The sequence below is a fragment of the Asticcacaulis sp. P2_C5 genome (assembly GCF_056404555.1).
In genome coordinates this window covers 343,676-369,144 of record NZ_JBFUDU010000004.1, presented here as the reverse complement: position 1 = coordinate 369,144, position 25,469 = coordinate 343,676, and the positions used below count along the sequence as shown (strand labels likewise).

The 25,469-nt window shown below is 59.8% G+C and carries 27 protein-coding genes; 14 read left to right on the top strand and 13 right to left on the bottom strand.

Annotated elements, in window-relative coordinates; all coding sequences use genetic code 11:
* Positions 1-178: 178 nt before the first annotated feature.
* Positions 179-2,524 carry a heavy metal translocating P-type ATPase gene (locus AC1DXO_RS09785; RefSeq protein WP_476977941.1) on the bottom strand — a complete coding sequence of 782 codons (2,346 nt, stop codon included), beginning with the start codon at positions 2,522-2,524 and terminating at the stop codon, positions 179-181.
* A 152-nt stretch (positions 2,525-2,676) separates the two neighbouring features.
* On the opposite strand from AC1DXO_RS09785, the gene AC1DXO_RS09780 reads away from it, so the two are divergent.
* The 4 genes from AC1DXO_RS09780 to AC1DXO_RS09765 are packed head-to-tail and all read left to right on the top strand — an operon-like array spanning position 2,677 to position 6,364.
* Entirely contained in the window at positions 2,677-3,852 is a 1,176-nt protein-coding gene (locus AC1DXO_RS09780; RefSeq protein ID WP_476977940.1) for a toxic anion resistance protein, read from the top strand.
* Between the two features lie 43 nt (positions 3,853-3,895).
* On the top strand, positions 3,896-4,600 hold the full coding sequence (locus tag AC1DXO_RS09775) for a TerD family protein (RefSeq protein ID WP_476977939.1): 705 nt from the start codon (positions 3,896-3,898) through the stop codon (positions 4,598-4,600).
* 30 nt (positions 4,601-4,630) lie between these two features.
* Positions 4,631-5,557, top strand: a complete 927-nt coding sequence (locus AC1DXO_RS09770) for a hypothetical protein (protein WP_476977938.1) — start codon at positions 4,631-4,633, stop codon at positions 5,555-5,557.
* A 27-nt stretch (positions 5,558-5,584) separates the two neighbouring features.
* The gene (locus tag AC1DXO_RS09765; RefSeq protein WP_476977937.1) at positions 5,585-6,364 is read left to right on the top strand and encodes a VWA domain-containing protein; all 780 of its coding nucleotides are present in this window, start codon (positions 5,585-5,587) and stop codon (positions 6,362-6,364) included.
* Positions 6,365-6,442: 78 nt separating this feature from the next.
* Here the strand turns inward: AC1DXO_RS09765 and AC1DXO_RS09760 are convergent, their stop codons facing one another.
* The 3 genes from AC1DXO_RS09760 to AC1DXO_RS09750 all read right to left on the bottom strand — a co-directional run bounded on the left by AC1DXO_RS09760 (position 6,443) and on the right by AC1DXO_RS09750 (position 8,519).
* The gene (locus AC1DXO_RS09760) at positions 6,443-7,297 is read right to left on the bottom strand and encodes a DMT family transporter (protein WP_476977936.1); all 855 of its coding nucleotides are present in this window, start codon (positions 7,295-7,297) and stop codon (positions 6,443-6,445) included.
* A 272-nt stretch (positions 7,298-7,569) separates the two neighbouring features.
* Positions 7,570-8,118: a hypothetical protein gene (locus AC1DXO_RS09755; RefSeq protein ID WP_476977935.1), complete on the bottom strand. Its 549-nt coding sequence runs from the start codon at positions 8,116-8,118 to the stop codon at positions 7,570-7,572.
* A 146-nt stretch (positions 8,119-8,264) separates the two neighbouring features.
* Positions 8,265-8,519: a hypothetical protein gene (locus tag AC1DXO_RS09750; protein WP_476977934.1), complete on the bottom strand. Its 255-nt coding sequence runs from the start codon at positions 8,517-8,519 to the stop codon at positions 8,265-8,267.
* Positions 8,520-8,654: 135 nt separating this feature from the next.
* Between AC1DXO_RS09750 and AC1DXO_RS09745 the strand changes: the two genes are divergently transcribed.
* Positions 8,655-9,182 (top strand): hypothetical protein, encoded by a 528-nt coding sequence (locus AC1DXO_RS09745; protein WP_476977933.1) that lies wholly within the window; start codon positions 8,655-8,657, stop codon positions 9,180-9,182.
* Here the strand turns inward: AC1DXO_RS09745 and AC1DXO_RS09740 are convergent, their stop codons facing one another.
* The 4 genes from AC1DXO_RS09740 to AC1DXO_RS09725 all read right to left on the bottom strand — a co-directional run bounded on the left by AC1DXO_RS09740 (position 9,183) and on the right by AC1DXO_RS09725 (position 13,027).
* The gene (locus AC1DXO_RS09740; RefSeq protein WP_476977932.1) at positions 9,183-9,542 is read right to left on the bottom strand and encodes a Rieske (2Fe-2S) protein; all 360 of its coding nucleotides are present in this window, start codon (positions 9,540-9,542) and stop codon (positions 9,183-9,185) included.
* On the bottom strand, positions 9,539-10,186 hold the full coding sequence (maiA, locus tag AC1DXO_RS09735; protein WP_476977931.1) for a maleylacetoacetate isomerase: 648 nt from the start codon (positions 10,184-10,186) through the stop codon (positions 9,539-9,541). Before maiA ends, AC1DXO_RS09740 begins: the two co-directional genes overlap by 4 nt.
* A 568-nt stretch (positions 10,187-10,754) precedes the next feature.
* The gene (hppD, locus tag AC1DXO_RS09730; protein ID WP_476977930.1) at positions 10,755-11,801 is read right to left on the bottom strand and encodes a 4-hydroxyphenylpyruvate dioxygenase; all 1,047 of its coding nucleotides are present in this window, start codon (positions 11,799-11,801) and stop codon (positions 10,755-10,757) included.
* Between the two features lie 20 nt (positions 11,802-11,821).
* Positions 11,822-13,027, bottom strand: coding sequence for an amino acid aminotransferase (locus tag AC1DXO_RS09725; protein ID WP_476977929.1), 1,206 nt, complete (start codon positions 13,025-13,027; stop codon positions 11,822-11,824).
* A gap of 172 nt (positions 13,028-13,199) precedes the next feature.
* Between AC1DXO_RS09725 and AC1DXO_RS09720 the strand changes: the two genes are divergently transcribed.
* From AC1DXO_RS09720 to AC1DXO_RS09710, 3 genes are all read left to right on the top strand, one after another.
* Positions 13,200-13,550, top strand: coding sequence for a hypothetical protein (locus AC1DXO_RS09720; RefSeq protein WP_476977928.1), 351 nt, complete (start codon positions 13,200-13,202; stop codon positions 13,548-13,550).
* Between the two features lie 89 nt (positions 13,551-13,639).
* A complete protein-coding gene (locus AC1DXO_RS09715; protein ID WP_476977927.1) occupies positions 13,640-14,284 on the top strand; it encodes a DUF433 domain-containing protein in 645 nt (214 codons plus the stop codon).
* The gene (locus AC1DXO_RS09710; protein ID WP_476977926.1) at positions 14,281-14,781 is read left to right on the top strand and encodes a PIN domain-containing protein; all 501 of its coding nucleotides are present in this window, start codon (positions 14,281-14,283) and stop codon (positions 14,779-14,781) included. Before AC1DXO_RS09715 ends, AC1DXO_RS09710 begins: the two co-directional genes overlap by 4 nt.
* A gap of 54 nt (positions 14,782-14,835) precedes the next feature.
* On the opposite strand, the gene AC1DXO_RS09705 is transcribed toward AC1DXO_RS09710, so the two are convergent.
* Positions 14,836-15,321 (bottom strand): DUF1801 domain-containing protein, encoded by a 486-nt coding sequence (locus AC1DXO_RS09705; protein WP_476977925.1) that lies wholly within the window; start codon positions 15,319-15,321, stop codon positions 14,836-14,838.
* Positions 15,322-15,467: 146 nt separating this feature from the next.
* The gene (locus tag AC1DXO_RS09700; protein WP_476977924.1) at positions 15,468-16,118 is read right to left on the bottom strand and encodes a glutathione S-transferase family protein; all 651 of its coding nucleotides are present in this window, start codon (positions 16,116-16,118) and stop codon (positions 15,468-15,470) included.
* 94 nt (positions 16,119-16,212) lie between these two features.
* Between AC1DXO_RS09700 and AC1DXO_RS09695 the strand changes: the two genes are divergently transcribed.
* Complete coding sequence (locus AC1DXO_RS09695) at positions 16,213-16,737, top strand: winged helix-turn-helix transcriptional regulator (protein WP_476977923.1); 525 nt, start codon at positions 16,213-16,215, stop codon at positions 16,735-16,737.
* A gap of 73 nt (positions 16,738-16,810) precedes the next feature.
* Positions 16,811-17,380, top strand: a complete 570-nt coding sequence (locus tag AC1DXO_RS09690; RefSeq protein ID WP_476977922.1) for a YdeI/OmpD-associated family protein — start codon at positions 16,811-16,813, stop codon at positions 17,378-17,380.
* Between the two features lie 18 nt (positions 17,381-17,398).
* Here the strand turns inward: AC1DXO_RS09690 and AC1DXO_RS09685 are convergent, their stop codons facing one another.
* Entirely contained in the window at positions 17,399-17,773 is a 375-nt protein-coding gene (locus AC1DXO_RS09685; RefSeq protein WP_476977921.1) for a hypothetical protein, read from the bottom strand.
* A gap of 145 nt (positions 17,774-17,918) precedes the next feature.
* On the opposite strand from AC1DXO_RS09685, the gene AC1DXO_RS09680 reads away from it, so the two are divergent.
* Positions 17,919-18,866: a polysaccharide deacetylase family protein gene (locus AC1DXO_RS09680; RefSeq protein WP_476977920.1), complete on the top strand. Its 948-nt coding sequence runs from the start codon at positions 17,919-17,921 to the stop codon at positions 18,864-18,866.
* Between the two features lie 3 nt (positions 18,867-18,869).
* Here AC1DXO_RS09680 and AC1DXO_RS09675 read toward each other — a convergent pair whose 3' ends face one another.
* Both AC1DXO_RS09675 and AC1DXO_RS09670 read right to left on the bottom strand, forming a co-directional pair.
* On the bottom strand, positions 18,870-20,210 hold the full coding sequence (locus AC1DXO_RS09675; RefSeq protein WP_476977919.1) for a TadE/TadG family type IV pilus assembly protein: 1,341 nt from the start codon (positions 20,208-20,210) through the stop codon (positions 18,870-18,872).
* A 52-nt stretch (positions 20,211-20,262) separates the two neighbouring features.
* Entirely contained in the window at positions 20,263-20,544 is a 282-nt protein-coding gene (locus AC1DXO_RS09670; RefSeq protein ID WP_476977918.1) for a BolA family protein, read from the bottom strand.
* A 63-nt stretch (positions 20,545-20,607) separates the two neighbouring features.
* Here AC1DXO_RS09670 and AC1DXO_RS09665 point away from each other — a divergent pair, with 63 nt between their 5' ends.
* The 3 genes from AC1DXO_RS09665 to AC1DXO_RS09655 all read left to right on the top strand — a co-directional run bounded on the left by AC1DXO_RS09665 (position 20,608) and on the right by AC1DXO_RS09655 (position 25,442).
* Positions 20,608-21,270, top strand: coding sequence for a J domain-containing protein (locus tag AC1DXO_RS09665; protein WP_476977917.1), 663 nt, complete (start codon positions 20,608-20,610; stop codon positions 21,268-21,270).
* A 207-nt stretch (positions 21,271-21,477) separates the two neighbouring features.
* Entirely contained in the window at positions 21,478-23,376 is a 1,899-nt protein-coding gene (locus tag AC1DXO_RS09660; RefSeq protein WP_476977916.1) for a calcium-binding protein, read from the top strand.
* 164 nt (positions 23,377-23,540) lie between these two features.
* The gene (locus AC1DXO_RS09655; RefSeq protein ID WP_476977915.1) at positions 23,541-25,442 is read left to right on the top strand and encodes a calcium-binding protein; all 1,902 of its coding nucleotides are present in this window, start codon (positions 23,541-23,543) and stop codon (positions 25,440-25,442) included.
* The last annotated feature ends 27 nt before the right edge of the window (positions 25,443-25,469 follow it).

Genomic DNA, 25,469 nt, shown 5'->3' with positions numbered 1-25,469 from the left:
AAGAAGGCGGGCGCATATAGGCGCGCCGCAGGAACGAGGGGGGCTCGTCGCAGAAATGCACAACGGTTCGGTGTCGGTTCAACGACGAATTTGCGACATCACAGATTTTGCGCTGGGACGTGACGCATTACGGGCGGGTGCGACATTTTCCGCGCACCCGCGAAGGCCTGCCGAGGCCTTATTTCTTTTTCAGCAGCCGCAACGCATTGGCCGTGACCAGGACGGTGGCGCCCGTGTCGGCCAGGATGGCGGGCCACAGGCCGGTCAGGCCCAGTATAGTTGTGATGAGGAAAACGACCTTCAGCCCCAGCGATATGGTGATGTTTTGCCAGATATTGGCCATGGTGGCCTTGGCCAGGTGAATCATCGACGCGATATCGCCAACCCGGCCGTGAAGAATGGCGGCGTCGGCGGTTTCAAGGGCAACATCGGTCCCGCCGCCCATGGCAATGCCAATATCGGCGGCGGCCAGGGCCGGTGCGTCATTGATCCCGTCGCCGACCTTCACCACCTTTTGCCCGGCCTTTTGCAGGTCGCGGATGATTTGCAGCTTCTGGGCGGGCAGCAGTTCAGCCCGCACATCGATGCCCAGGTCGCGCCCGACAGCTTCCGCCGTACGGCGATTGTCGCCCGTCAGCATGACGATCGACACGCCCAGATCGCGCAGGGCCTGCAGGCCCGTCTTCACATCGGCCCTCGGTTCGTCGCGCATGGCGATAATGCCGACAAGGCTTGCATCCGCGAGCAGAACGGAGACGCTCTTGCCGTCGCCATGCAGGGCTTCAATCTGCTTCAGGACGGTCGGATCGAGTTGTACTTTTTCCTGGGCTGCCTGTAACGAGGCCAGGAAAAGCGACTGGCCCGACGCCTGGCCCACCACACCCTTGCCGCCCACGGCAACAATGGAGCTTGCGGCGACGATCTTCAGCTTTTCGGCCTCGGCCCTTTTCATGATGGCCGTGGCGAGAGGATGGGTTGAGCCCACCTCCAGCGATGCGGCCATGGCCAGCACGTCGAGTTCGCTGCCGGTGACCGCGATAATGTCGGTTATGACGGGCTTGCCCTGCGTCAGGGTTCCTGTCTTGTCGATGGCGGCGGTGGTGATGCGGGCCAGGCCTTCGAGGGCCGCGCCGCCCTTGATCAACAGTCCGCGCCGCGCACCCGTCGACAGCGATGCCGCAATCGCCGCCGGTGTCGAGATGACCAGCGCGCACGGACAGCCGATCAACAGAATAGCGAGGCCCTTGTAGATCCATGCCGACCACGAGGCGCCCAACAGCAGGGGCGGCACAATGGCGACCAGCAGCCCGGTCAGAAAGACCGCCGGCGTATAGTAGTAGGAAAAGCGATCGATGAAGCGCTCCATCGGCGCCTTCGATTCCTGCGCTTCCTCAACCAGGCGCACCACCCGCGCAATGGTATTGTCGGAAGCCTGGGCGGTCACGCGAACCAGCAGGGTGGCGTCTTCATTGACCGTGCCGGCAAAAACGACGGCGTCCGGCTTTTTGAAGACCGGCAGGCTTTCGCCGGTGACCGAGGCTTCGTTGATATTGCCTTCGCCGGACGCAATGACGCCGTCGGCGGAGATGCGATCGCCCGGCGGAATCATGATGGTATCGCCGACCTGCAATGTGCTGGCCGGAACCTCCCGGAAGCTGTCGCCGTCACGCAACATGGCCGTACTGGGCATAAGCGAGGTGAGGGCCTTGATGCTCTGGCGGGCCTTTCCGGCCGCCGCACCTTCGAGCATTTCGCCGATCAGAAACAGCAGTATGACCGAGGCCGCTTCCTGCGTGGCGCCGATAAACATGGCGCCCGTCGCCGCCACCGTCATCAGGCTTTCAATCGTGAAGGGGACGCCGTTGATTGCGGCCATGAAGGCCCGCTTGGCAATGGGCAGCAGGCCGACGAGCACGGCGGCAATGAAGGCCCATTTGCCGTATTCAGGGACGAAATGGTTCAGGATCCAGGCGGCGGCCGAGGCAAGGGCGACGGCGATCGTCAACCGGCCTTTGTTGGACGACCACCATGGACCGTCGTGCGCCTCGTGAACATGGCCGCGGTTGTCTGCGGCTGCCTCGGCATGATCCTGCCCGGCATGGTCATGGCCCTCGTGATCGTGACCTTCATGGTCGTGACCTTCGTGATCATGGTCCTCATGGTCGTGACCCTCGTGATCATGGCTCTCGTGATCGTGCTCCCCATGATCATGATCGTGGGCGTGGTCATGACCTTCGTGATCATGGCCGTCACATCCGGCATGGTGGTCATGTTCAATTTTCTGCGGGCTCAGGTTTCCGGCACTCACCGGAGCCAGGGTTGCGCCATAGCCCAGGCTTTTCAGTTTTTGCGGGATGGCCTCATTCACCGCGGCGCCGGTCTCGTGCACCACAGTCATCGCATTGGACGTTACCGAGACATTGACGTCCTTGACGCCCGGCATGCGGCGCACGACGGTATCGATTTTTCGGGCGCAGGCGCCGCAGTCCATGCCCTGGATGTTGAAGCGGGTCTGGGCTACCATTATTAATCCCTCTGATGTCTCGTCGTAACTTGGGTTTCGACGCTAACACAAAACAGGCGATTCCTGATTTTTCTGTGTATAGTGGCTTGAAAAAAGATAGATAAAAGCCCACGTGAAAGGTTACGTCGGGCCAGAATGGGGAAGCAATGGCAATGTCGGATACCACAATAACCAAGACCGAAACTGACGCCCTGATCGAATTGCAGCCCGCACCGACGGGCAATCTGCCGGCGGTGGTCAAGGTTATCCTGCCGCCCGAAAAGCGCGTTGTGGCCGAGGACATGGCCCGCAAGGCGCCCCTGGTCAAAACGGCCGAGCATATGGTCGTCACCTTCGGCCAGGAGGCGATTTCGAGCTTCGGCGCCAAGCTCGACGATATTCTCTCGGAAATTACCAAGGCCGATTCGCCCGTCCTGTTTGAACTGTTCCGCACCATCAAGGATGGGGTAAACGGGGCCGACCTGGGGGAACTTGAACAGAGCATTCGCAAGAAGCTGCAGGCCGGGTTCTTCGAACGGATATTGATGGCGCTTGGCCTGAGCGATCCGGCCGCCCGCCTGAAGCGGGTGACGGATGAGGTGCGCGGCATGCTGCAAAGCAAGGCCAAGTCGCTGGCCGATCTTATCAGGCCTATGGAAGTCCAGATCGAAAGCGAGACCACCAAGCTGATTGGTGAAGTGTCGCGCATGAGCACCTTGGCCGACGGTTATCGCGACAATATTGAATCCCTGGGCGTCTATGTCGAGGCCGGACGGCACATCCTGGCCCTGGCCCAGACCGAACTCGCCAACCAGACGGAACTGGCCAAGTCGGGTGATCCGCTGAAGGTCCAGCAGGCGCGGGATTTTGCGCAAAAGGTCGATCTTTTCCAGAACCGCGTCCTGGTCCTGGAGAGCGCCTATGCGAAGGCGCCGACCGATCTTGATTCGATCGGCCTGGCGCGCGGCGCCGCCCTTGCGACCCTGGCCGACACGGTGACCTCGGCCCACGCCGAATTCAACGATGTGAAATCCATCCTGATCCGCCTGCATGCCCTGTTCCAGACGCAGTCCGTGCAGCAGATGAACCTCATGCGGCGTGAACTTCGCGCTTCCCTGCAGGGTTACGGGCTGGACGTTCTGGAAAACGTGTCGGTCGACGCCGCTAAGGCGTCCGGCGAAGCGCGGTTGGCCGATGCCGACCTGGTGCTCGGCGCGGCCCAGCGCCTGCGGGTGATTGCGGACAAGGTTGTAGCCGAAGGTGAGCGCAACAAGCAGCGTTATGCCGCCGCCCGCGTCAAGCTGGAACAGGCGCGGCAACTGGCTGTCGATCGGCCGATTGCCTCTTAAGGCCTGGTCGATAAAAGCGCGATAACGATAGGGAATTTACACGATGGCGACGTTCAAGCTCAGCAAGGGCCAGTCCTTTCAACTCGAAAAAGAAATCCAGTTGATCCATTCCGGCCTTGTCTGGGACCCGCCTGAAGGCTCGGAAGCAGCCTTCGATCTCGATGTCCATTGTTTTGCCCTGGTGCATCCGCGCGGCGACGCCAATCGGGCGCGCCTTTACAATGATGGTTCGCACGCCCTGTGCTATGCCTTTGTCCGCGGGCCCGGTAACCGGGAGGGCTCACTGCTCAAGAACCCCGATGGTTCGTTTCAGACCGACGACGGATCGATGTGGCATGAACGTGACGATCGCACGGGACGTGGCGGCATGGGCCATAAGGAAGAGGAAGGCGAGGAAGAAGAGGCCGGTCATGGCGGCGGACATCATGACGAGGGTTTCCGCGAGGAGTTCAAGATCGAGCTGGCAAAACTGCCCGACGAAATTTCCGAGCTCGCGGTCTGGGCCTCCATCCACGAAGCCGAACGCAAGAACCAGCATTTCGGCAAGGTCAGAAATGCCTATATCGAGGTCTGTGACGCCATGGACTCCGAACTGTGCCGTTATCAACTGACCTCCGAATTTGCCGGCAAGACGACCATTCAGGTGGCGTCCTTCATCAAGCAGGAGGACGGTTCGTGGAAGTTCCATGCCGTGGGGGCCGCTTCGAACGCCGGCCTTGGTGACGTCATCAACGCCTATCTGCAATAATTTGCACGTCAACTGCGGGACCCAAGGCATTTGGAAAAGAAGCCCGCCATATTGTTTGGGACCCCGACGGCGCCTTCGGCAAAAAGCGACCGGCCGAAAATAGTGGCGGCCGGCAAGGCGCGCAACCGCATTCCCTGCGACCTTCAACAGTTGAAGGCGCTGGACGCGGACGCCGCGCCCCATGTGCTGGCGGAGGCCTTGCAGGCGGTGAACGGCGTCAATCTTGACGATCACCATTTCGAGGACGTGGTGCGTTTTGGCGCGGCCCTGCAGTCGGAGCATGGCAAGCTCGCCGAGGCCGAGCTTGACCTGGTCAGCGATGACGCCCTGACGTCGATCAAGACCAACTATCTCGAACTGATTGACCGCCTGGAAAAACTCGATCCGGAACAGGTGTTTGCCGGCAGCCCCGGCCCCCTGAAAAAGCTGAAGCAGTTTTTTCAGGGCGGGTTGACCGAGCGCAGTTTTGCGGTGGAATTTGCCAGGATCAAGGCGTTGTCACAGACGCTTGAGGCCAGCATGCCGGTGATCAACAGTTTTGCCGAAACGCTTCAGCGGCTTTCGCGGCGCTATGTCACCCTGTCGCAATCGCTCAGCGCGCATGTCCTGGCCTGTCGCTTTATCGTCACCTATATCGACACATCCATCCGCGACGATCGGGGCCTGACCGTACATTATCAATCGCAAAGAGAGGCTCTGGCTAACCGCGAAAGCAGCCTGTCTGCGACGCGCGCGACGCTTGAGGTGGGCCAGCAGACCCTTAAGGTGCTCGCGCGCAGCATGGATGAGTTCGGGCTGTCCGGGAAGAATTTTACGCGCGAAGAATTGCCGGCCTGGTACGCGGCGTTTTCCGCCGCCCTCCTGGCCAGGCGTATGAAATCGCAGGACAGCGGGATTTTCGAAGCCGCTCTCAAAGCCCACCAGCAACTTTTGTCACACCTAAAGCGGCCAAACTGACGGCCAGATTCAGCGAAAGGGAAGCCCATGACCACGTTCAAATTGCAGAAGCCCGAAGAGGAAATCCGGCGCGTCGGTTTTGTTCTGCAAAAACAGGGTATTCACGAGCGGATCCCGGCGCAGGTCGGGATCAATATCGATGTCTCGGGTTCGATGAAAAATCTCTACCTTTCGGGCGCCGTGCAGTCGGCCATCGAACGTATCCTGCCTGTGGCCCTCTATTTCGACGATGACGGACGCATCGACACCTGGGTGTTTTCCGGCGGTGAGAACATGGCTTCGATCAGGCCCGTCACGGCAAAAAACTACACGGACTATGTGGAACGCGAAATCCTGACGAACGCGAGCCTGAACGGCATTATTGGCGGCACGACGGACTACGCTCCCGTGCTGAGGTCCAACCTGATGGCCTATGGCCTGATCGAAGAAAATTCACCGGGTGGCTTGCTCGGCATGATCTTCGGACTGACGCGTGAGACCTATGGTGAGGAAACGCGCTCAGGAACGCCGGCCATCAACTACTTCCTGACCGATGGCGAGAACTCCGATCACGAGGCCGCCTGGGAGATACTGAGCGAGGCTGAACACGCGGAATCGCAGATCTACTACATCATGGTCGGCATCGGAAATGCGGACTTCCGCTTCCTGCGCCGGGCGGCCAGCAAGTTTCCCAATGTCGGATTTGTCAGTGTCGAGGATCTGGGCGAGTTTGTCGGCAGTGACGACGCCTATGAGAAGCTGTTGCCGCCAGAACTCTGCACCTGGCTGAAACATGAACACGACGACGAAGACGGTGATCATCACTAGGTTCGGATATTCCTATCACCCTGGCCCGGCTATTGGCGAGCGGAAGGCGTTTTTCCTTCCGCTCGCCGCGTCTCTGTCTCAAACCCGCGGTCGCCGAAACACCAGCATGAGTCCGGTGACGATCAGGCCCAGGCCCATAATCGCCGGCGCCGACATCGGGTTGCCCAGAACCAACCAATCCATGACCGCAGTGACGCCCGGCACCAGATAGAACAGGCTGGTGACATCGACGAGATTGCCGCGCGCGATCAAGCGATAGAGCAGGAAGGTCGCGCCGACGGAAATCACCAGGCCCAGCCACAGGACCGGCAGGACGAAACCCACATCCCACGATGCATGGAACGGGCCAAAGGGTGAAACAGCACCTGCGAACAGCAGGCCCGCCGCGTACTGAGCGGGCAGCACTTCCCACGGCGCCTGTTTTTCCTGCTTCTGCAGAATGGAGCCGAGGGTAATGCCGGCCAGGGAAAGGGCGGCGAACATCAAGCCCACGATATTGAATCGCATCGACATCAGGCCTTCCGATACGACAAAGCCAAGGCCGACAATGGCCAGGAGCAACCCGACAAGACGGGCCCTGGTAATCTTACGCTCAGTAAGAAAGAGCGTGAGTATGGGCTGAATGCCGAGCAAGGTGGCCAGTGCGCCCGGCGTTATGCCCTTATCAAGCGCGAAGAGGTAGCAGGTCGAATAGAGGCCCGCCATACAGAAGCCGGTGAGAAAAGCCCTCAGCCGCGTTCCCGCTGCCGGCAGCAGCTTACGGTTCCAGGCGGCAAGGCCGACCAGAACGACGAACGCGATCAGGTAGCGACAGATCAGCAGGGCAAAGGGCGAGCCGTGCCGAAGTCCGATTTCGGAGACAATGGCTCCGCTGCTCCACAGCAAGACGAAGACCGTCGTTGGCCCCAGGGCCGACGCAAGACGATTTAGCATGATAACACCTGAATTGAGTTTGCGTCCCGTGACGACACGAGACTTTTGACCGGGTAGGTTAGTGCAGCGCGTTGAGCGCGGCCGGTGGGGGCGGCGCTCCGGCGAGGCCGACCCTGGTCAAATCAGGCGGGGATACAGCAAGGCAAACGGAAGCCAGCGGTTCCGCGGGTTGCTGTGTAATCTTATGGCTGGCTGACATGTTCGGCGGTTAACATAGCCCCCGGGAAAATGCAATAATCTGCAATATTGCGAGCTTAAACGCCGCGCAGCCGCTATCCGGTGTAGGAGGCGCATTGGGCCATTTTCGGCGCCGGCTTGAGATCCGAAACGCTGGTCCCGGTCGCCTTGTCGATGATATCAATCGGACAGGTCTTGACGCGGAAACTCGTCGTCTGGCGTACGGAATAGGCATGGCCGGCCTCGGGCGTGAATTGCACCGCGTTCCCGCATTTTTCGCTTGCAACATTGGCGGCCGGACTGCCGGCGATCATCGAGACGCTGCTGGTGTAAAGATAGCTGGTCTGGCTATAGATATAGGTCGGCGCCCCCGCCGGAAGCCGCAATGTTTTCTCAGCCCCATTGGTCCAGGTGAAGCTCGCTGCCAGCTTCAGGTTTTCGCAGTTTTGACTTGTACTCAGCATATACATTTGCAACGCCGACACGCCAACTCTCAGGCCCTGGTAACTCTTGGCGAAGGTCACCTCCGCACCGGGTTCAGAAGCTGTCAGACCCTGATAGGACTGGCCCGTGGCGCAGGACGCGAGTAGCAATATTCCGGCTATCGCGGTTGCACGGATCATGGACTTGCGGAACTGTGTCATTCTTCCCCCGGCTGAATGAACGGGCGTGCGCCTCCCGATCGAGCGGCCCGTTTTTACTGATACAGGCAGTATCAGGCCAAAACCTGCTGACTGACAAGCACATAGTTTCGCCGAACCAGTGGGGGCGTGCAGCAGACGTGCTGCGATCATGTAGCGCGACGCAGCGTCAGTCTGCGAACAATCGACGCGATAAACCAGACTGTGCCGCCGATAGCCAGAGCCCAACTGGTCAGGCCGATGATCCACAGGTAGATCGACGAAGGCGGAACGACCCATAGCAAGGCTGCCCCGTTGTCGGTGTAGTGCTGGACGGCGTAGGCGTCAAAAGCATGCAGGCCGGCACGCAGACCGAGACCTGCCAGACAGAGTAGCAGGGGCAGAATGAGACGTGGTTTGGACATGGACGGCTTTCCGAACGGCTGGGTGGTAATAACTCATACCTCCATCTAAGACTTGATCGCGTGAGTAGGCAATCATCTGCGTTTTTGTGATAAGCTGTTGCTCGTCATCGTTCCCAGATCCATGAGCCTCTTGTCATGAATGCTGTTGAGGATTTTCGCGCTGAGATCGCCGGTCTTGAAGGGCTGAGCCTGCGTCGCCGGCCGCCGGCTGAGGTACAGCTCGGGACCGCTTCACGCCTTGCCGGGGCGTTTCGGAAAATGTCGAAGTCTGAAAGAGAGGTGGCTTCGGCGGCGCTGGTCAACACCTCCGTCGGCATGAAATTGCTGGGACTCAGTGGATATCTCGCGGAAACGGCGATCAATCAAAATGATCCGTCCGTGCTCAGGGACGCCCTGACCCTGCATATTATCGAGGGCTTCAGGACGGATTACCGTGAAAATATCAGGTGCCTGGTTTTGATCGGTTATGCCGCCACAAAACTCAAGGTGCGACTGGACGCACTGGTAACAGCGGTTTCGGACCTCGCCTCTGCGCACGCCCGGCAAAGCTTCTATGACTTTTGCCATCGGGAATTTATGCTGAACCAGCTGGAATCGTTTGAAATTCGGGCCGACGACGTACCGGGGGCGTTTCGCTTTGTGCCTGTGCCGGGGCGGTGGTAGCTACGCGGTTACGATCTGGTCGTCCTTGACTGTGACCGGCCATCGGGTCAGCGACTGCCCGCCGCATGGGCCGCCGATGCAAAGCCCCGAGGCAATGCGAAACAAGGCGCCGTGCCATGAACAGACGATCAGGTCGCCTTGGGGCGTCAGGTAATCGTCCAGTTCCTGGGCCAACGGCATGCCGGCGTGCGGGCAGCGATCGACATAGCCATAGACCTGCGTCTCCTGGCGAACGACGAAGCCATGAAAATAGGCCTCGCCGATCTGCAAAACGAAATTGCGCGCGCCTCCCGGAGCAATCTGGTCGAGCGGGCCCAAACTGACGCCGGCCGGGGTGACAAAGACGCGCTGGTTCGTCAAGCGTTGACCGTGTCCGCGTCGGGCTGGTGGCGGGGATGGGCGCGATTAAAGGCCGGCAGGTCGGCGCAGTGTTCGCCTACCGCGCGGATATTGGGATAGGGCTTCAGGTCGACCTCGAAGCGCTGGGCCGAAAACATTTGCGGGACCAGCAGGCAGTCGGCCAGGGTCGGCGTATTGCCGAAGCAGAAGCCGTGGCCCTGTTGAGCGATCAACTGGTCCAGCGCCGAAAAGCCTTCGGCGATCCAGCCCTTGGTCCAGCGCTTGATGACGTCCTCGCCGGCGGACAGGTCATGTTTCAGGGTTTTCAGAACCCGCAGATTATTGAGCGGATGAATATCGCAGGCGATCAGGGCGGCCATGGCGCGCACCGCCGCACGGGCGTCGGGCGTCGCCGGCAACAGGGCGGGCTCGGGGAAACGTTCCTCCAGCCATTCGAGGATGGCAGTGCTTTGGGTAATAACCTCGCCGTCGTGTTCCAGTGCCGGCACAAGGCCCTGTGGATTCAAGGCCTTATAGGCTGCACTGTTCTGGGCGCCGGTCCGCAGATCATGGGTGACCTGTTCGTAGGGCAGGTTCTTCAGATTGAGGGCAATGCGGACGCGGTAGGCAGCGCTGGAGCGCCAATAGCCGTGCAGTTTCAACATCTGTGACTCCGGTTCGCCCGTCCCAATGGCAGGATAGCGAAGGTTGCGCTGCAGCGAAAGACTTGGCGACTCACAACGGTGTGAGGAGGGGAGGGGACGGGCCGGTAAGGGCGGAGTTGCGGCGCGGACGGTAAGGATTCGACTGCGCTGGAACCCCTCCGTCTCGCTTCGCGAGCCACCTCCCCACGAGTGCTAGGGTATGCACATATGTGCTTGGTTTGAGTGACCGAACGACCGAAGGCCCCCACCACCACCCTTCGCCAAAGCTGCGCTACGCTTCGCAATGTCTCGGGCGGTCCCCCGCCCCGCTCACGGGGCGGTATAAGTATTTGTTTTTCTTATACTCCCCCGTGAGCGGGGGAGGTGGCGCGGCGCTCGCGCGTCTTCGGCGCGTAAGCCGTGACGGTGGGGGGCCTTAGCTACTGCGTAAACATGGCTCCGGATTTTAGCGTCGAAGCCCTGACATCTCACACCAAAATCTTACTGAGTTTACTTGCCTTTTTGAGATGTGTGAATCGCCTAGCCCACGAGTGGGGAGGTGGGTGCGGAACCGGTCCTTATGGCTCCGTCACGCGACTTTAATGACACCCCTTCGGATCTGGTCCAGTTCGATCGACTCGAATAGCGCCTGGAAATTGCCGTTGCCGAAGCCTTCATTGCCCTTGCGCTGGATGATTTCGAAGAAGATCGGTCCAAACGTATTCTCGGTGAAGATCTGCAGCAGGATGCCCTCGTCGCCGACATTTCCATCGATCAGGATACGGTTCGCCCGCAGCCGCGCGACGTTCTCGCCGTGGCCCGGGACGCGCTTGTCGACCAGGTCGTAATAGGTGTCGATCGTGTCCTGCAGCTTGACGCCGCGCGCCCGCAGCTTTTCGACCGTGGCATAGATGTTGGACGTGGTCAGGGCGATATGCTGGATGCCTTCGCCATTATACTGGCGCAGGAATTCCTCGATCTGCGAGGTGTCGTCCTGGCTTTCGTTGAGCGGGATACGGATGGCGCCGTCGGGGGCGATCATCGCCTGGCTGAACAGGCCGGTCGCCTGGCCCTTGATGTCGAAATACTTCTGCTCCTCGAAGCCGAAGATGTTGCGATAGAAGCTCGACCAGGTGCGCATCTCGCCACGCTTCACATTGTGCGTCAGGTGATCCAGCACATCGAAACCGACGCTGTTGGCCGCCATGGCCTTGTCCGCACCGGCAATCTGCGTCCAGCCGGCAAAGACGTCGTGATCGACCAGATACAGCAGCGAACCGCCGATCCCTTCCAGAACATAGGAATCGAGCAGGCCGCCTCCCGTCACCGCCCGGGCGCCGCTTTGCAGGGCCAGGTCATAGGCCCTGGCGGCGTCATCGACGCGGAAGGCCATGCCATTGGCTGACGGACCGTGCAGGTCGGCGAAGACCTGCGCCTGGGGTGTACCGAGGTTGTTGAGCACAAAGGCGATGCGCCCCTGGCGGTACAGGGTGATGTCGCGCGAGGGATGGCGGGCGAAGGCGGTGAAGCCCAGCATCTCAAGCTGCCCGGCCATGCCGGCGGCGTCGGGGCCGGTGAATTCGACAAAGGCGAAACCGTCAAGACCCAGGGGGTTTTCCGCTGTGATATGTGCCATGATCCGCTCTCCTTAGGTGATTACAGACACGACCGCACGGCCGTCGCGAAGGCCGTGAGATTGTCGTCATTTAGTCCGGCAATATTGATCCGGCCGCTGTCCATCATGTAGATGCCATGGTCGTTGCGCAGGCGCGCCACGGCGTCGCGGCCGATCGGCAGCAGGCTGAACATGCCGGTTTGGCCGGCCACCGCGGCAAATTCCGGCAGGGCATCAGCCAGGTTGCGGCGCAGGCTGTTCAGCCGGTCGCGCATGGCGTCGACTTCGCCGTGCCACAGGCTGGTCAGCGCCGGCGTTTCCAGAATCGTCCGAACGACGGCGGCGCCATGATCGGGTGGCATGGACCACAGCAGGCGCGCCATGGGATTGAGATTGGCGCGGGCGCGGCGGACGCTGCCGGCATTGGCGCCCTGGACCCAGAGCGCGCCGATACGGTCGCGATAGAGGCCGAAATTCTTCGAACACGAGACGCAGACCAGGGCTTCCGGCACATGAGCCAGGATGTGGCGCATCGCCCAGGCATCGTCTTCCAGGCCGTGGCCCAGGCCCTGATAGGCGCTGTCGATCAGTGGGATGACGCCGCGACGGGCGACCAGGTCGGTTATGGCGCGCCATTGGTCGCGGTTGAAGCCGGCGCCGGTCGGGTTGTGGCAGGCGCCGTGCAGGACGACGGCGTCGCCGGCACGGGCGTGCTCGAGCGCTGCCATCATGGCGTCGAACTCGAGCGTCTGGGTGAGGATGTCGAAGAAGGAATGGTCGATCACTTCGAGTCCGGCGACCTGCATCAGCATGGCGTGGTTGGCCCAGGTGGGCGTGCCCAGCCAGACCCGGGCATCCGGATTGGTGCGCTGGATCAGGGCTGCGGCCAGGCGCAACGCACCGGTGCCGCCGGGCGTCTGCATGCCCCACAGACGTTCATCGTGCGCGCGGTCTGCCCCCAGGACGACGGGGGCGAGGGCGGCGATAAAGCCGGGATCGCCTTCGGGAGACAGGTAGTCCTTGGTCGTCTGGGTGTCGACCAGATGCTGTTCGGCGCGCTTGACCGAGGCCAGGATGGGGGTGTGGCCGGAGGCGTCGCGATAGACGCCGATGCCGAGGTCGATCTTGCCGGGGCGTGGGTCGTTGCGCAGCAATTGCAGCAAGGCCAGCATGGGGTCGAGCGGCAGGTCGCCCAGGGCATCCATCAGGCCGGTCTGGGCAGGGGCTGTGGTCAGGCTTGCAGGCATATCGAGTCCCGGTATCGAATGTAATCGTATCTAATGAAACTATACCTGTTAGGATGGGCTGGCAATGGGCTTGGTGGCCTTTGGCGCCGCGTTTGGGAATTTTTTGTAATTGGCGCGTATAATCGCTTCTTAAAATAGCCGTGAGACAGCGGCCCAGTTTGAGTGGACAAAAATGGCTGACCTTTATTCCGTTTATATCGCCTTGCGCGGACTGATGGTGCGCGCCGCTCCCGCCATGCAGATCGGCAAGGATGCGTCGGGCGAACTGACCCTGAATGTGGCGCGCAATATCATGGCGGCAAAGGATCCGGTGTGGTTCGGGTCCGTGCGCCTGAGCGGCAACAATGTGTCCTATTACCTGCCGCCGCTCGCCATGAAGGAAGGCCGCGACCTGGACGTGCCGGAAAGCCTCAAGCGTATGTCGACCAGCAAAACGTGCTTCGTGTTCCATGACGCCAATCCGGAACGCTTCAATGAACTGGAAGCCCTGACGCGGCAAGCGGCGCAGAAGTTCGCGGCGTAGGGGCGGGCTGTTAACCGAGTGCGATAACGGCATCAGGCTTGCATTTTTTCTAATTCGTCCGCATAATCGGATTTATTAGAAGGTAAGCCATGCACAACAGAGCCTACTCCGTCAATGAAGCAGCTTTCGTAACCGAGCGTCCCGCGAAGGTGCTCACGCGCGAGTTCGACGAAGGCGTGTTCAATGCGAACGAAAAGCCGAAGGAACTGCGCGCCAGATATACGGCCCGGAAGTTTACGCCCGAAGACCTTCGCTATTTCCGATTGATGAAATACTGGGGAAATGACTTCAGTCCGGACTTACGTCGCTCGGTCTTCCATTCCATGCGTAGTTTGAGTTTGAAGAAGAAAGTTCTCGAGCTTCGCAACGCCAGATACGACTTGGCGCCTATAGATGCCGAGCTTAAAGCGCGCGAAGCGAGCCTTGAGGCGTTGAAGGCCAGGTTCGTCGCCATGGATGGCGACGTTGTCTTCAAGGGCACGGATATTTCCGCCTATCGCGTGGCTGCGCTCAACAAATCGCAGACCATCGAAGACATCGCGGAGGATTATCCTTCGCTGACGATCGAAATGGTTCGGGCGGCCATCGACTATGCTGAAGTCTACCCTAAGAAGGGCAAGCCCTATCCGTCGCTTAGTCTGAAGCGCACCTTGAGCCATATGGCCAACGGCCTCGACGAGGAGACGCTGGACGTCATGTTTGGCAGTGACGGAACAGATTCGAGCGGCGATTGACCCGCTATCTGCTCGACACCAATCTTGTACGCGGACTTATGGCGAAAAACTGTGCGGTCATAAAATGGCTTGGCACGGTCAATGACAGCGAGATCTGGCTGAGCGCTCACACCCTTTATGAAGCGCGCCTCGGCGTGCAGAAGGTGCTGGCGAAAGACACGGTAAATCCGGGCGCCCTGTCCGGCCTTGCCTTTATTGACGATCTTGAGGCGTATCATCGCGATAGAATCGCATCTTTTGACGCCTCGGCTGCCGAGGTGGCAGCACGGCTTGTTGCCGAAAAAGGTGTGAACGAGAAGGATCCCATGATGGTTGCCGTCGCCAAGGTCAATGGGATGATCTTGGTGACCCGCAATACAAAGGATATGAGAGGCCTGGGTGTGTGTCTCCTTAATCCTTACAACGACCCGGTCGACCGATTTGACCCATCTGGAAAGCGCGTCGGTGATAACGGCAAGCGCAGAAAACAGCATTTTGCTGCGAGGCTGACCGAGTAACCGGGATATGGCCACTTAGCTGTATTCGCACATTGAAGCGGTCATATCTCTCCTCTATTTTACCGTCTCGATCGTTCCGGTATCTTCGACGATGGACGCCCTGTATCGTATGGCCTCTTGAAGGACATCCATATTGATATCTTTGAGAGATTTGAACTTGATGCAATAGCCGCTCACACTCGCCTTCCCCAGAGTTTTCCCGTAGGTTTGCGCCAGGTAGGTCTTGTCCTTGATCCCGAGGACGTAAACGGAAATCCCCGTTGTGTTTGCGCTCAGGCCAATCTGATAAAAATCTCTGGTTTTTCCATCGGCATATGTGATCGTGTAAAGTCCATATCCAATATTGGGATTGGAGACAGTTTTGTTTTCACTGTCTTTTCCGTCCAGGAACCATAATTTACATCCGGGCATCACATCCTGAATGATGCGGTGCAGGTCGCGCATGTCGCTGCGTTTTGGCTCAGGCTGGCTGGAAATATACGCATCGATTTGTGATGTTATACGAGCGTCTTCCGGGGCATTGGGGGTAATTGTCGCCATGGTTTTTCCCGTTCTTGTTCAGGCCTCAGTTCGTCCGCCGGATGACACCATGTCACTGCTGACGCCCCTGTCAACACATCGAACGGGCAAGGCCGGAATCGACATGAGGGAAGAAATTTCCAGCGATCCCCTGTTGCGGTGAACATCTACGCGTCAGCCGGGCCTGAGGACCACCATCCCTTGGTGGCCTTACAGGTGTCCAACGCCCGTTTATAGCCGTCGCGTTCGACGATCCGCGCGAGATAGGCCTTTTCCGTCTCCCCCAGAATGTAGCCGACGTTTCGTCTCGCCATCTGCAGGGCATAGACCACCGAAATATCGGCCGCTGTAAAGGACTCACCGGCCAGATACGGCGAGCGCCGCAGCTGCCGGGTCACCAGGCTCAACCGGGTTTCGAACACGTCCAGCGCCTGGCGGGCGCTCCAGTTATTCCGCTCAGCTTCAGGCGCAATATTACGGGCGCCGGAGACAAAGTACATGGAGCCGGCCAAGCCGGCCTCACCAAGATGAAGGAACTGTTGGTACAGGGGGAAGGCCTGTTCCTGCGGGCCGGGGGCGAGCGGCGATCCTTGGCCATAGCGCGCCAGCAGGTACTCCATGATCGCGATCGACTCGACCATGATCACATCGCCGTCCTGAAGAGCCGGGATGAAGCCCGCGGGATTGATGGCCAGGAACTCAGGGTCGTTCTCGACACCGGCCAGCAAGTCCACGCCCCTCAGGGTATATGGCAGCCCCATCTCTTCCAGCAGCCACACAACCCGGAAGCCCCTGCCTTCGCCGAAAACTGTGATCATACTGGTCATCCTCTGCAAATCACCTGCGCTGTGCTACCAGTCCATATCGGCTAAAACCACCACCAATTTGCAACTAGTTTGATGGATGAATGCGATGAACCGGCGACGCTCAGGATGTCCAATCAACCTCACCCTGGAAACCTTCGGCGACCGCTGGAGCCTGATCGTCCTTCGCGACATCATGTTCGGCCGCAGCCGAACCTTCCGCGCCCTGTTGGGTGGAAGCATCGAGGGGATCGCCTCCAATATTCTGGCCGATCGCCTTAAACGCCTGACCGCCCATGGTCTTCTCGCGCGCAGCGGAGACCCGGGCCATAAGCAGAAGGCCGTCTACAGTCTGACGGCGAAAGCCATCGACCTCGTCCCCTTGATGGCCATCATGGGCAGTTGGGGCCTGCGTCACACGCTCGCATCGACAGAGCTGTCGATACGTGCCGAAATTCTCGAAGACGGCGGTTCGCAGCTCTGGTCCGAGTTTATGGACGAATTGCGGCATCTCCATCTGGACGCGCCACGGCCGGAGAGGTCGGCGCTGGCCAGGATGCAGTCAGCCTACGAGGCTGCTGTGGCGCAGGCCTCGCGTACAGGCGAACTGGCCCTGCCTGATACGGGAGAGTGATGACTGCTGCCAGAGTTTGGCAGGAGACACACGTAGAGGAACTGGCCAATCCCCTGTCCACAGAAGGCGCCGTATGACTCCGACGGAATATCTGCCCTTTGCCACGCCGCAGCACCTGTCGGACTGGATGGCGGTAAACCATGCCACTGCGCGTGAACTATGGGTGCAGCTTCATAAGAAGCAGAGTGGAACGCCTTCGGTCACCTGGGAAGATTGCGTCGTCACGGCCCTGGCCTGGGGCTGGATCGACGGCCAGAGGCAGTCGCTGGACGACGTCTCCTACCTGCAACGCCTCTCGCCGCGGAAGGCGCGGTCGAACTGGTCGAAGAAGAATTGTGACCATGTCGAACGCCTGATTGCCGAGGGCCGGATGCAGCCGGCCGGTTTGGCGCATGTCGAGGCGGCCCGTCAGGACGGACGCTGGGATGCGGCCTATGCCGGGTCGTCCGACATGGTCATTCCGGACGACTTCTTGCAGGCGCTGGATGAAAATCCTGACGCCAAAGCGTTTTACGACACCCTGAACCGGGCCAACCTGTTTTCCATCTATTTCCGCCTGCACAACGCCAAACGTCCGGAAACGCGTGACAAACGGATGAAGGCTATTCTTGAAAAGCTGGCCCGGCAGGAGACGATAATCTGAGTAAGCTTTGGTATCCGATCAGGCCGGCTTCTTGCCCGTGGCCATAAAGACCATGACCGTGAAATAGATCAGTTGCACGGCGGTCAGCAACGAGCCGATGCCGACGACCGGACCGAACCAGGGCGCCTGGATCTGCGCCCCCCAGATACCGGGGATAAAGACCAGCAGGCCGATCACCGCCAGAAAGTAGTGGATCAGGGTCAGGCGTTTCGAGATCTGCGGATGGGCGTTGTAGAACAGCCCGGCGAGGAATAACCACACGCCGCCCAGCAGGTTGATATGGGCATGGGTCGGCGCCTGGGTAAACTCTTCGTGCATGCCCATATAGAGGCCGAGACAGATACCGACGAGCAGGAACAGCATACTGGTACGCAGAAAGATATTACCGTTCATTTTTAGGCCCTCCCAGACCATGTTGCGGGTAAATGATTACAAGTGAAACTCTGATTTGGCAAATCGCGGACTTGCGGGGCGCCGGCGATGCGTGCAGGTTAGCGCTAACGGCCATGCAGAGCCCGTCTATTGGGAGATTTCGCTTATGAACTGTCTACGCACCCTTGGCTTGACTCTGACCGGCTTAGCAGCCGCCCTGGCCGTGACCGCCTGCGCCCATGCCGACGACGCAGTGAAGCCGTCAGGCTTCAAGCTGGCCATCACGGTCGACGACCTTTCGGCCCACGGCAGCCTGCCGCCCGGCGTTACCCGCCAGCAGGTCGCCGACAAGTTCCTGGCTGCCTTCAAGGCGCACAAGGTCCCCGAAGCCTACGGTTTCATCAACGGCGTCCAGTTGGAGCGCGAGCCCGACAGCAAGGGCGTCCTGACTGCCTGGCGGGCGGCAGGCTATCCGCTGGGCAATCACGGCTACACCCATATGAACTCCGGCCAGAACACAGCCGCGGCTTTCGAGGGCGATATCGCCGGCAACGAAGCGCTGCTGGGCGAGTTGATGTCCGGCCAGGACTGGCACTGGCTACGCTTTCCGTTCCTCGTCGCGGGCTCGGACCAGACCCACGCCGAGATCATGACCTATGTCGCCGATCACGGCTACAAGGTCGCCGACGTGTCGATGAGCTTCAATGACTGGGCCTATACGGATACCTATGCCCGTTGCATGGCCAAGGGGGATACCGCCACGGTCGAGGCCCTGAAAACGCGCTATATGGGCGACGTCGTGGCGTCGATGAAGCGGTCGCGGCTGCTGGCCCAAAAGGTCTATGGCCACGATATTCCGCACGTCCTGCTGATCCACGTGGGGGCGTTTACCGGCGAAATGCTGCCCCAGGTGCTGGACGCTTTTGAGGCGCAGGGCGTGTCCTACGTCACACTGGCAGATGCGGAAAGCGATGCGGCCTATGACGAGACGGGACCGAAGGCCGGGCAGGGGACGCTGATCGAACGCACGGCGCAGGAAAAGGGCATCAATATCTGGACGCCCGACGTGCCGGTGCTGAGCGACACCAACGAGATCGCCGCCATGTGCCGTTGAGCGTCAGGAATTGATTCGCACGCTGGTGACGACCTTGGCGAACAGGGCGGCCATAGCTTCGGAAATGCCCTGGTTCGGGCCGACCTCGAAAAACAGGCCGTCCGAGGCGCAGGCCTTCATCTCAGCCGACAACTGCTCGGTGGGCGATACATATTTGTCCATATTGTCGATGTACCACTGGTTTTTGTACTTATCGACCAGGCGCAGATATTTGGTGTAGAGGACCGCGACCTTGATCCCACGGTTCTTCATGGCCTTGCAGGTGGTGACATCCAGCGGACCGAGGCGACGGCAGCCTGAAGCTGAACAGTCATAGCTGTCGGTCGCGCCGTCCGAGACGAAGAATAGCACCTTTTGCGGCTTCTTGGCTGAGGTGCCGTCGCCGGCGGCGGAGATGAGCGCGTTCATCGAGCTGAAGACGGATTTGAAGTTGGTTTGGCGGTCGGAATTGTAATTCTGGTAAGGAATGGTCATCAAATCGATCGCGGCGGCATTTTTGGCCGAGGCGTCGAGATCCGTGGTCAGCGCGCTGATCTGGTAGGCTGGCGGGCTCTTTTGATCGATCTGGTCCGCCGCCAAACCAAAATTGTAGATGGCCATGCGGAACTGACCGGTCTTGCTCTGCGTCTTCTTGGCGGTCGTCATCAGGTTCTGGGTTGCCAGGCGCACGACATCGATGCGCATGGTAACGCCGGCCTTTTTGGCGATAGTATAATAGTCATTGCCGGCATTGGCGCCGCTTTCGTGGCAGGCAAAGGCGCAGGTGCCTTCGGACTTGCCCGTGGTCGCCACCATCAGCTTGTCGATATCGGCATAGGTCGCGCCCAGCCCCATGGACGGGCTGTTGTCGAGCAAGAGGTAGAAGTCCATATAGGGCGCCATCGTCGAGGTCGAGGTCGAGGTGACGGAGATGGGGAAATAGGCCTTGCCCATCAGGCCCAGAATGTACGGCCGGTAGCGCGCCTTGACCAGGACAGCGGTCGTCAGGGTTGTGTCGGTCTGGCTGAACTGGGCGGCCACTTTGAACATCGACAGTTCGTTTGAGCCCGACATGTTGGAGAAGAAGATGGCGCGTGCCTGCTTTTCACCGCCCGCCGAGGCGAAATCGTCATCGCCCTTGACCTTTGCCTTGTAAGCAATCGAGTTGGGCGCGATCGCCCCCAGGCTGGCAATATCGGCAGCGTCCTGCATTTCCTTGCGCAGCTGGGTCATGCGGCTGAAGTCGATGGCGCCGCCGATGGCCAGCAGCACGACCGGAAGCGCCAGGGCCATGATCATGGCGGCATTGCCGGACCGGTTGGCCCAGAACCTGTTGCTAAGTAATCGGTTTAGCGTTTGCAGCACGTTTTGCGCCCCGGTGTGGAAATATGCCGTGACTATGCCACAAACAGCTTAATCAACTGTTTTCTGCTTCCGCCGGCGTAAGGGTTTGCAGCGACAGGGCATGGATGGGGCCGGCCAGTTCCTCGGCCAATTCGGCATTGATCCGTCTCTGCCGGGCCACACGGTTGAGCCCTTCGAAGCTCTCAGATACGATAAGGACGGAAAAATGGCTCTCCCCCCCTTCACGCGCACCCATATGTCCACTATGTTTGGCGCTGTCGTCGAGAATCTCCAGGCGCTGGGGCGAGAAGGCCCGTTCGAGCTTCAGCCGAATTCGGTCCACGACAAATCCCATAATTCGGCCCTCTTTGCGGGTTAGATTTTGTTTGTTAGTAGGTTTTAGGTAAGACGTCATCATATGAGCGAAGGTTTCAAGTACAAGCCCAAATTCATGGATATGCGCATTCGGCCGCCGAAGGAAGGCGAAGAACATCTGCGCCGTCCCGAAGACGATGTCCTGCAACTGAAACCTGGTCAGAAACCGTGCGAATGGCCTGAGTGCCACAAGGCGGCCAGCGCGCGTGCGCCGAAGTCGCGCGATATGATGAACGAGTATTACAACTTCTGCTCGGGTCACGCCGCCGAATATAACAAGAACTGGAACTTCTTCGCCGGCATGAGCGAAGGTGAGGCGCGCCGCCATCGCGAAGCGACCGCGACCGGCGACCGCCCGACCTGGGCTTTTCGTGCGTCGCGCCTGTCGCGCGAGGCAGCCAATATCGCCGCCAAGGGCACCCAGTCCAAGACCTTCTTCGATCCGCACAGTGTATTCGGCGCCGGGGCTGCCCCCACCAAGGAGACACCGGCCCAGGCTGCACGCCAGTATGGCAAGATCGAGCGCCAGGCATTTGCCGACCTCGACCTGGAAGTCGGCGTCAATGCCGAGACGATCCGTGTGCGCTATACCGAACTGCTGAAGCGCTGCCACCCGGACAATAACGGCGGCGACCGTTCGGCGGAGGATAAGCTGCAACGCGTGATCAAGGCCTATAAGGTTTTAAAGAAGATGAGCCTGGCTTAAGGTCCTGGCTGCGGCCGGTCCTTGCCAGGTTTTGACCACGAATCTCACGAACGGTTATGAACACTGGTAAGGCCACGTTGTGAGCATCGGCGGCTGCCTCTGTGACAATTGACACACAATAGCGCACTTCATGACATCAGCCGCTGACATGGCGGCTCTAAACGTCCTCCCATCAGCTCCGATACACGGGGCGCAGGGAGAACGACAATGACCAAGCACACACTGAACTACGGCGACGGCAATGACACGGTTCAAATCGGTTCGTCGAGCTGGGACGACGGCGATGACTACGATATCGCGACCGGCGCCGGCAATGATTCCGTTAAGCTGTATGTCGACGGCACCTCCTGGGTCAATCTGGGCTCGGGCGACGACACGATCTATATCAACGGTTCGGGTACGACGACGGCCTATGGTGGCTCCGGTGACGACGACCTGACGCATCACGGAAACGATTTTGATGACGGTGTCGCCATCATGCATGGCGGTACCGGTAACGACGCCCTGGTCGGCCTCGATGGCGCCGCTGACCAGTTGTATGGTGACGAAGGCAATGACTTTCTGTCGCTCGGCACTGGCAACAAAGCCTACGGCGGAACCGGCGACGATGACTACTGGTTGGATGGGACGAACCAGGCTGACTACACTATCGTGGAATATGCCAACGGTGGTGACGACACGATCCACGGCAACTTCGCCAAGTACACCTTTGGCAGCAATATCGAACACTACGAGATGCGCTTCACCAAGACCTTTACCGCTGTCGGCAACGACCAGAATAACAGCGTGTATGCGATGGGCGGCAACGACTATTTCGACATGCGCGGCGGTAATGACGGCGTCTATGGCGGCGGCGGAAACGACACCATCTATCTCGGTGACGGCAATGACCAGGGTGATGGTGGCCACGGCCAGGACGTGATCTTTGGCGGCGCGGGCAACGATACCCTGCGCGGCGGCTATGACGCCAGCGGAGACTGGAGCAACGATGTGGACACGCTCCACGGCGGTGACGGCGACGACTATATCGATGGTGGCACCGGCTATGACAACTGTTACGGCGAGGCCGGCAACGATATCCTGACCTCCCCGCATGGGTTCGGCAACCTGTATGGCGGCATCGGTAACGACATCTATCGTATAGACGGCGCCGCAACGCTTATCGAAAAGGCCAATGAGGGGATCGATACGATCGAGTTCTACGGCAAGTACCATACCATTGAGGCGAACATCGAGAACCTGCGCTATATTTCGCATCCGGACGGCACGCTCTACAACTTCAAGGGCGAGAGCCACATCATCGGTAACGACCTTGCCAACATGGTTCTCGCCAATGACTATGTGAATATCATCGACGGCATGGGCGGCGCAGATGTGATTTACGCCCAGGGCGGCAATGACGTCCTGCATGGCAATGACGGCAATGACGGCATCTACGGCGATAGCGGCAACGACCTGATATACGGCGATGCCGGCAACGACTCGCTGTTCGGCGGTACCGGCGCCGACTACGTCTATGGCGGCGACGCCAATGACTATGTCGACGGTGGTGACGGAAACGACGTCCTTATCGGCGAGGCCGGCAACGACACGATCAACGGCGGCAATGACGACGACCTTATGACCGGCGGCGCCGGCTACGACAACCTGTCGGGCGGCTGGGGAAATGACGCGCTCCACGCCGGGGCGATGAACGACTATGTCTATGGCGACGGCGGCAACGACCGGCTGTATGGCGACGGTGGCAGCGACAACCTCTATGGCGGGTGGGACGCGGACGTCTTCGCATTTGCCAGCCTGTCCGACAGCAATATTGCGACGGGTATCGACATGATCCGCGACTTTGCCGCCGGCGAGGACAAGATCGACATCTCGGCAATCGACGCCAACGGCGCGCTGTCCGGCAACCAGGCCTTTAGCTGGGGCGGCATGACCGCACCGGGCGCGGGCCACGCCGGTACCGCTTGGGGACAGTATATCGCGGCCACCAATTCCAGCTCGCAGTTCGTCCGTGTCTACGGCGACGTCAATGGCGACGGTACGGCCGACTTCTCGATCGACGTTATGAACGTCACCTCGATGGCGGCGAGCGACTTCCTACTGTAAGCGTAAGCGTGCGAGACGGGGCCGCCATGTGCGGTCCCGTTTTTTTTACGCTTTGGGCTGTAACAATTGAAACACAATTCTGCGCCCTGCGACATCAACCGCTGACATGGCGCACCTAAACATCCTCCCATCAGCTCCGAACCTGGAGCATCGGGAGAAAAACAATGACCAAGCACACTCTGAACTACGGCGACGGCAACGACACGGTTGCGATCGGCAGCAGCAACTGGGATGACGGCGACGACTACACTATCCGCACCTATGGCGGTAACGACGACATTACCTTATACGTCGATGGTACATCCTGGGTCGACATGGGGTCGGGCGACGACAAGATCTACATCAACGGCTCGGGTACTGCGACCGTCTACGGCGGTTCCGGCGACGACGACTTCGATCACGGGACGAACCAATTCGACGATGGTGTCGCCATCATGCATGGCGGTGATGGAAACGATTATTTTGGGGGCCTGGGAGGCGCTTACGACGTGATGTACGGCGACTCGGGCAATGACTTCTTCTCGATGGAGCTGCACAACAAGGCCTATGGCGGCACCGGCGACGACGCCTACTGGACCTTCGAGAACGACCAAGCCAATGTCACGATCATCGAATATGCCGACCAGGGCTACGATGTCGTCCACGGCAGATTCACCAAGTACGTTTTCGGCGCCAATATCGAAGAATATCACGGCGAGTATGGCGGCAACTTCACCTGCATCGGCAACGACCAGGCCAACACGGTCGATTCCTGGGGCGAAAACGATTATTTCGACATGCGCGGTGGCGATGACCGGGTAAGCGCCGGTGAGGGCAACGACACGATCTGGGGCGGCGACGGCAATGACGGTATCAATGGCGGCGATGGCCAGGACATCATCTATGGCGGCCTGGGCAACGACAACCTGAGTGGCGGCTCGATCTGGGACTCGACCGGTTCCTCACAGGACGACTATATCTATGGTGGCGACGGTGACGACAGCATTGACGGTGGTCCGGGAAGCGACCGGCTGCATGGCGACGCCGGCAACGACACCATCATGAGCAAGTGGGGCACGGCGACCATGTTCGGCGGAACCGGCAACGACACCTACGTCGTCGAAGGCATGGGCACGACCATCGTCGAAAACGCCAATGAAGGCGTCGACACGATCCAGTTCTATGGCCCGTGGTTCGTGATGAGCGCCAATGTCGAGAACCTGACCCATGTCAACGATCCGCGTGGCACCTCGGTCGGCTATCACGGGGCCACCGAAATCACCGGCAACGCCCTGGCCAACACCATCACTGGCAATGACGACGTCAATACCATGGAAGGCATGGCAGGCGCGGATTCGCTGTATGGCAAAGGCGGCAACGACGTTCTGCGTGGCGGCGACAATGATGACCGGGTGTGGGGCGAAACCGGCAATGATCTGCTGTACGGCGATGCCGGCAACGATACCATGGCCGGTGGCACCGGCGCGGATTATGCCTATGGCGGCGAAGGCAATGACGTGATCGCGGGCAATGACGGTAACGACTACGTCATCGGCGAGAACGGCAATGACACGGTGTGGGGCGGCAATGGCGGCGACCTCGTCAATGGTGGCGGGGGCTACGACCAGCTCCACGGCGAGGACGGTGATGACCTTATTCGCGCTGGGGCGGACAACGACTATGTCTATGGCGAAGGCGGCAATGACCGCATCTACGGCGAAGGCGGCAGCGACTATCTGTACGGCGGCGTGGGCAATGACGTGTTTTTCTTCTCCGCACTGACCGACAGCAATATCGGCACGGGCATCGACCGAATCCAGGACTTCGCCGCCGGTCAGGACAGGATCGATCTGTCGATCATGGACGCCAATATACTGCTGTCCGGCAATCAGGCGTTCAGTTGGGGCGGTGCGGCCGCGCCGGGTGCGGGCCACGCCGGTACCGCCTGGACGCAGTATTTCGGTGCCTCCGCCTATAGCAGCCAGTTCGTCCGTGTTTATGGTGATGTCAATGGCGACGGCACGGCCGACTTCTCGATCGATGTGATGAATGTCACCTCGATGGCTTCGACCGACTTCCTGTTCTGATTGGGTTGAGTGTAAGCGTACGGGACG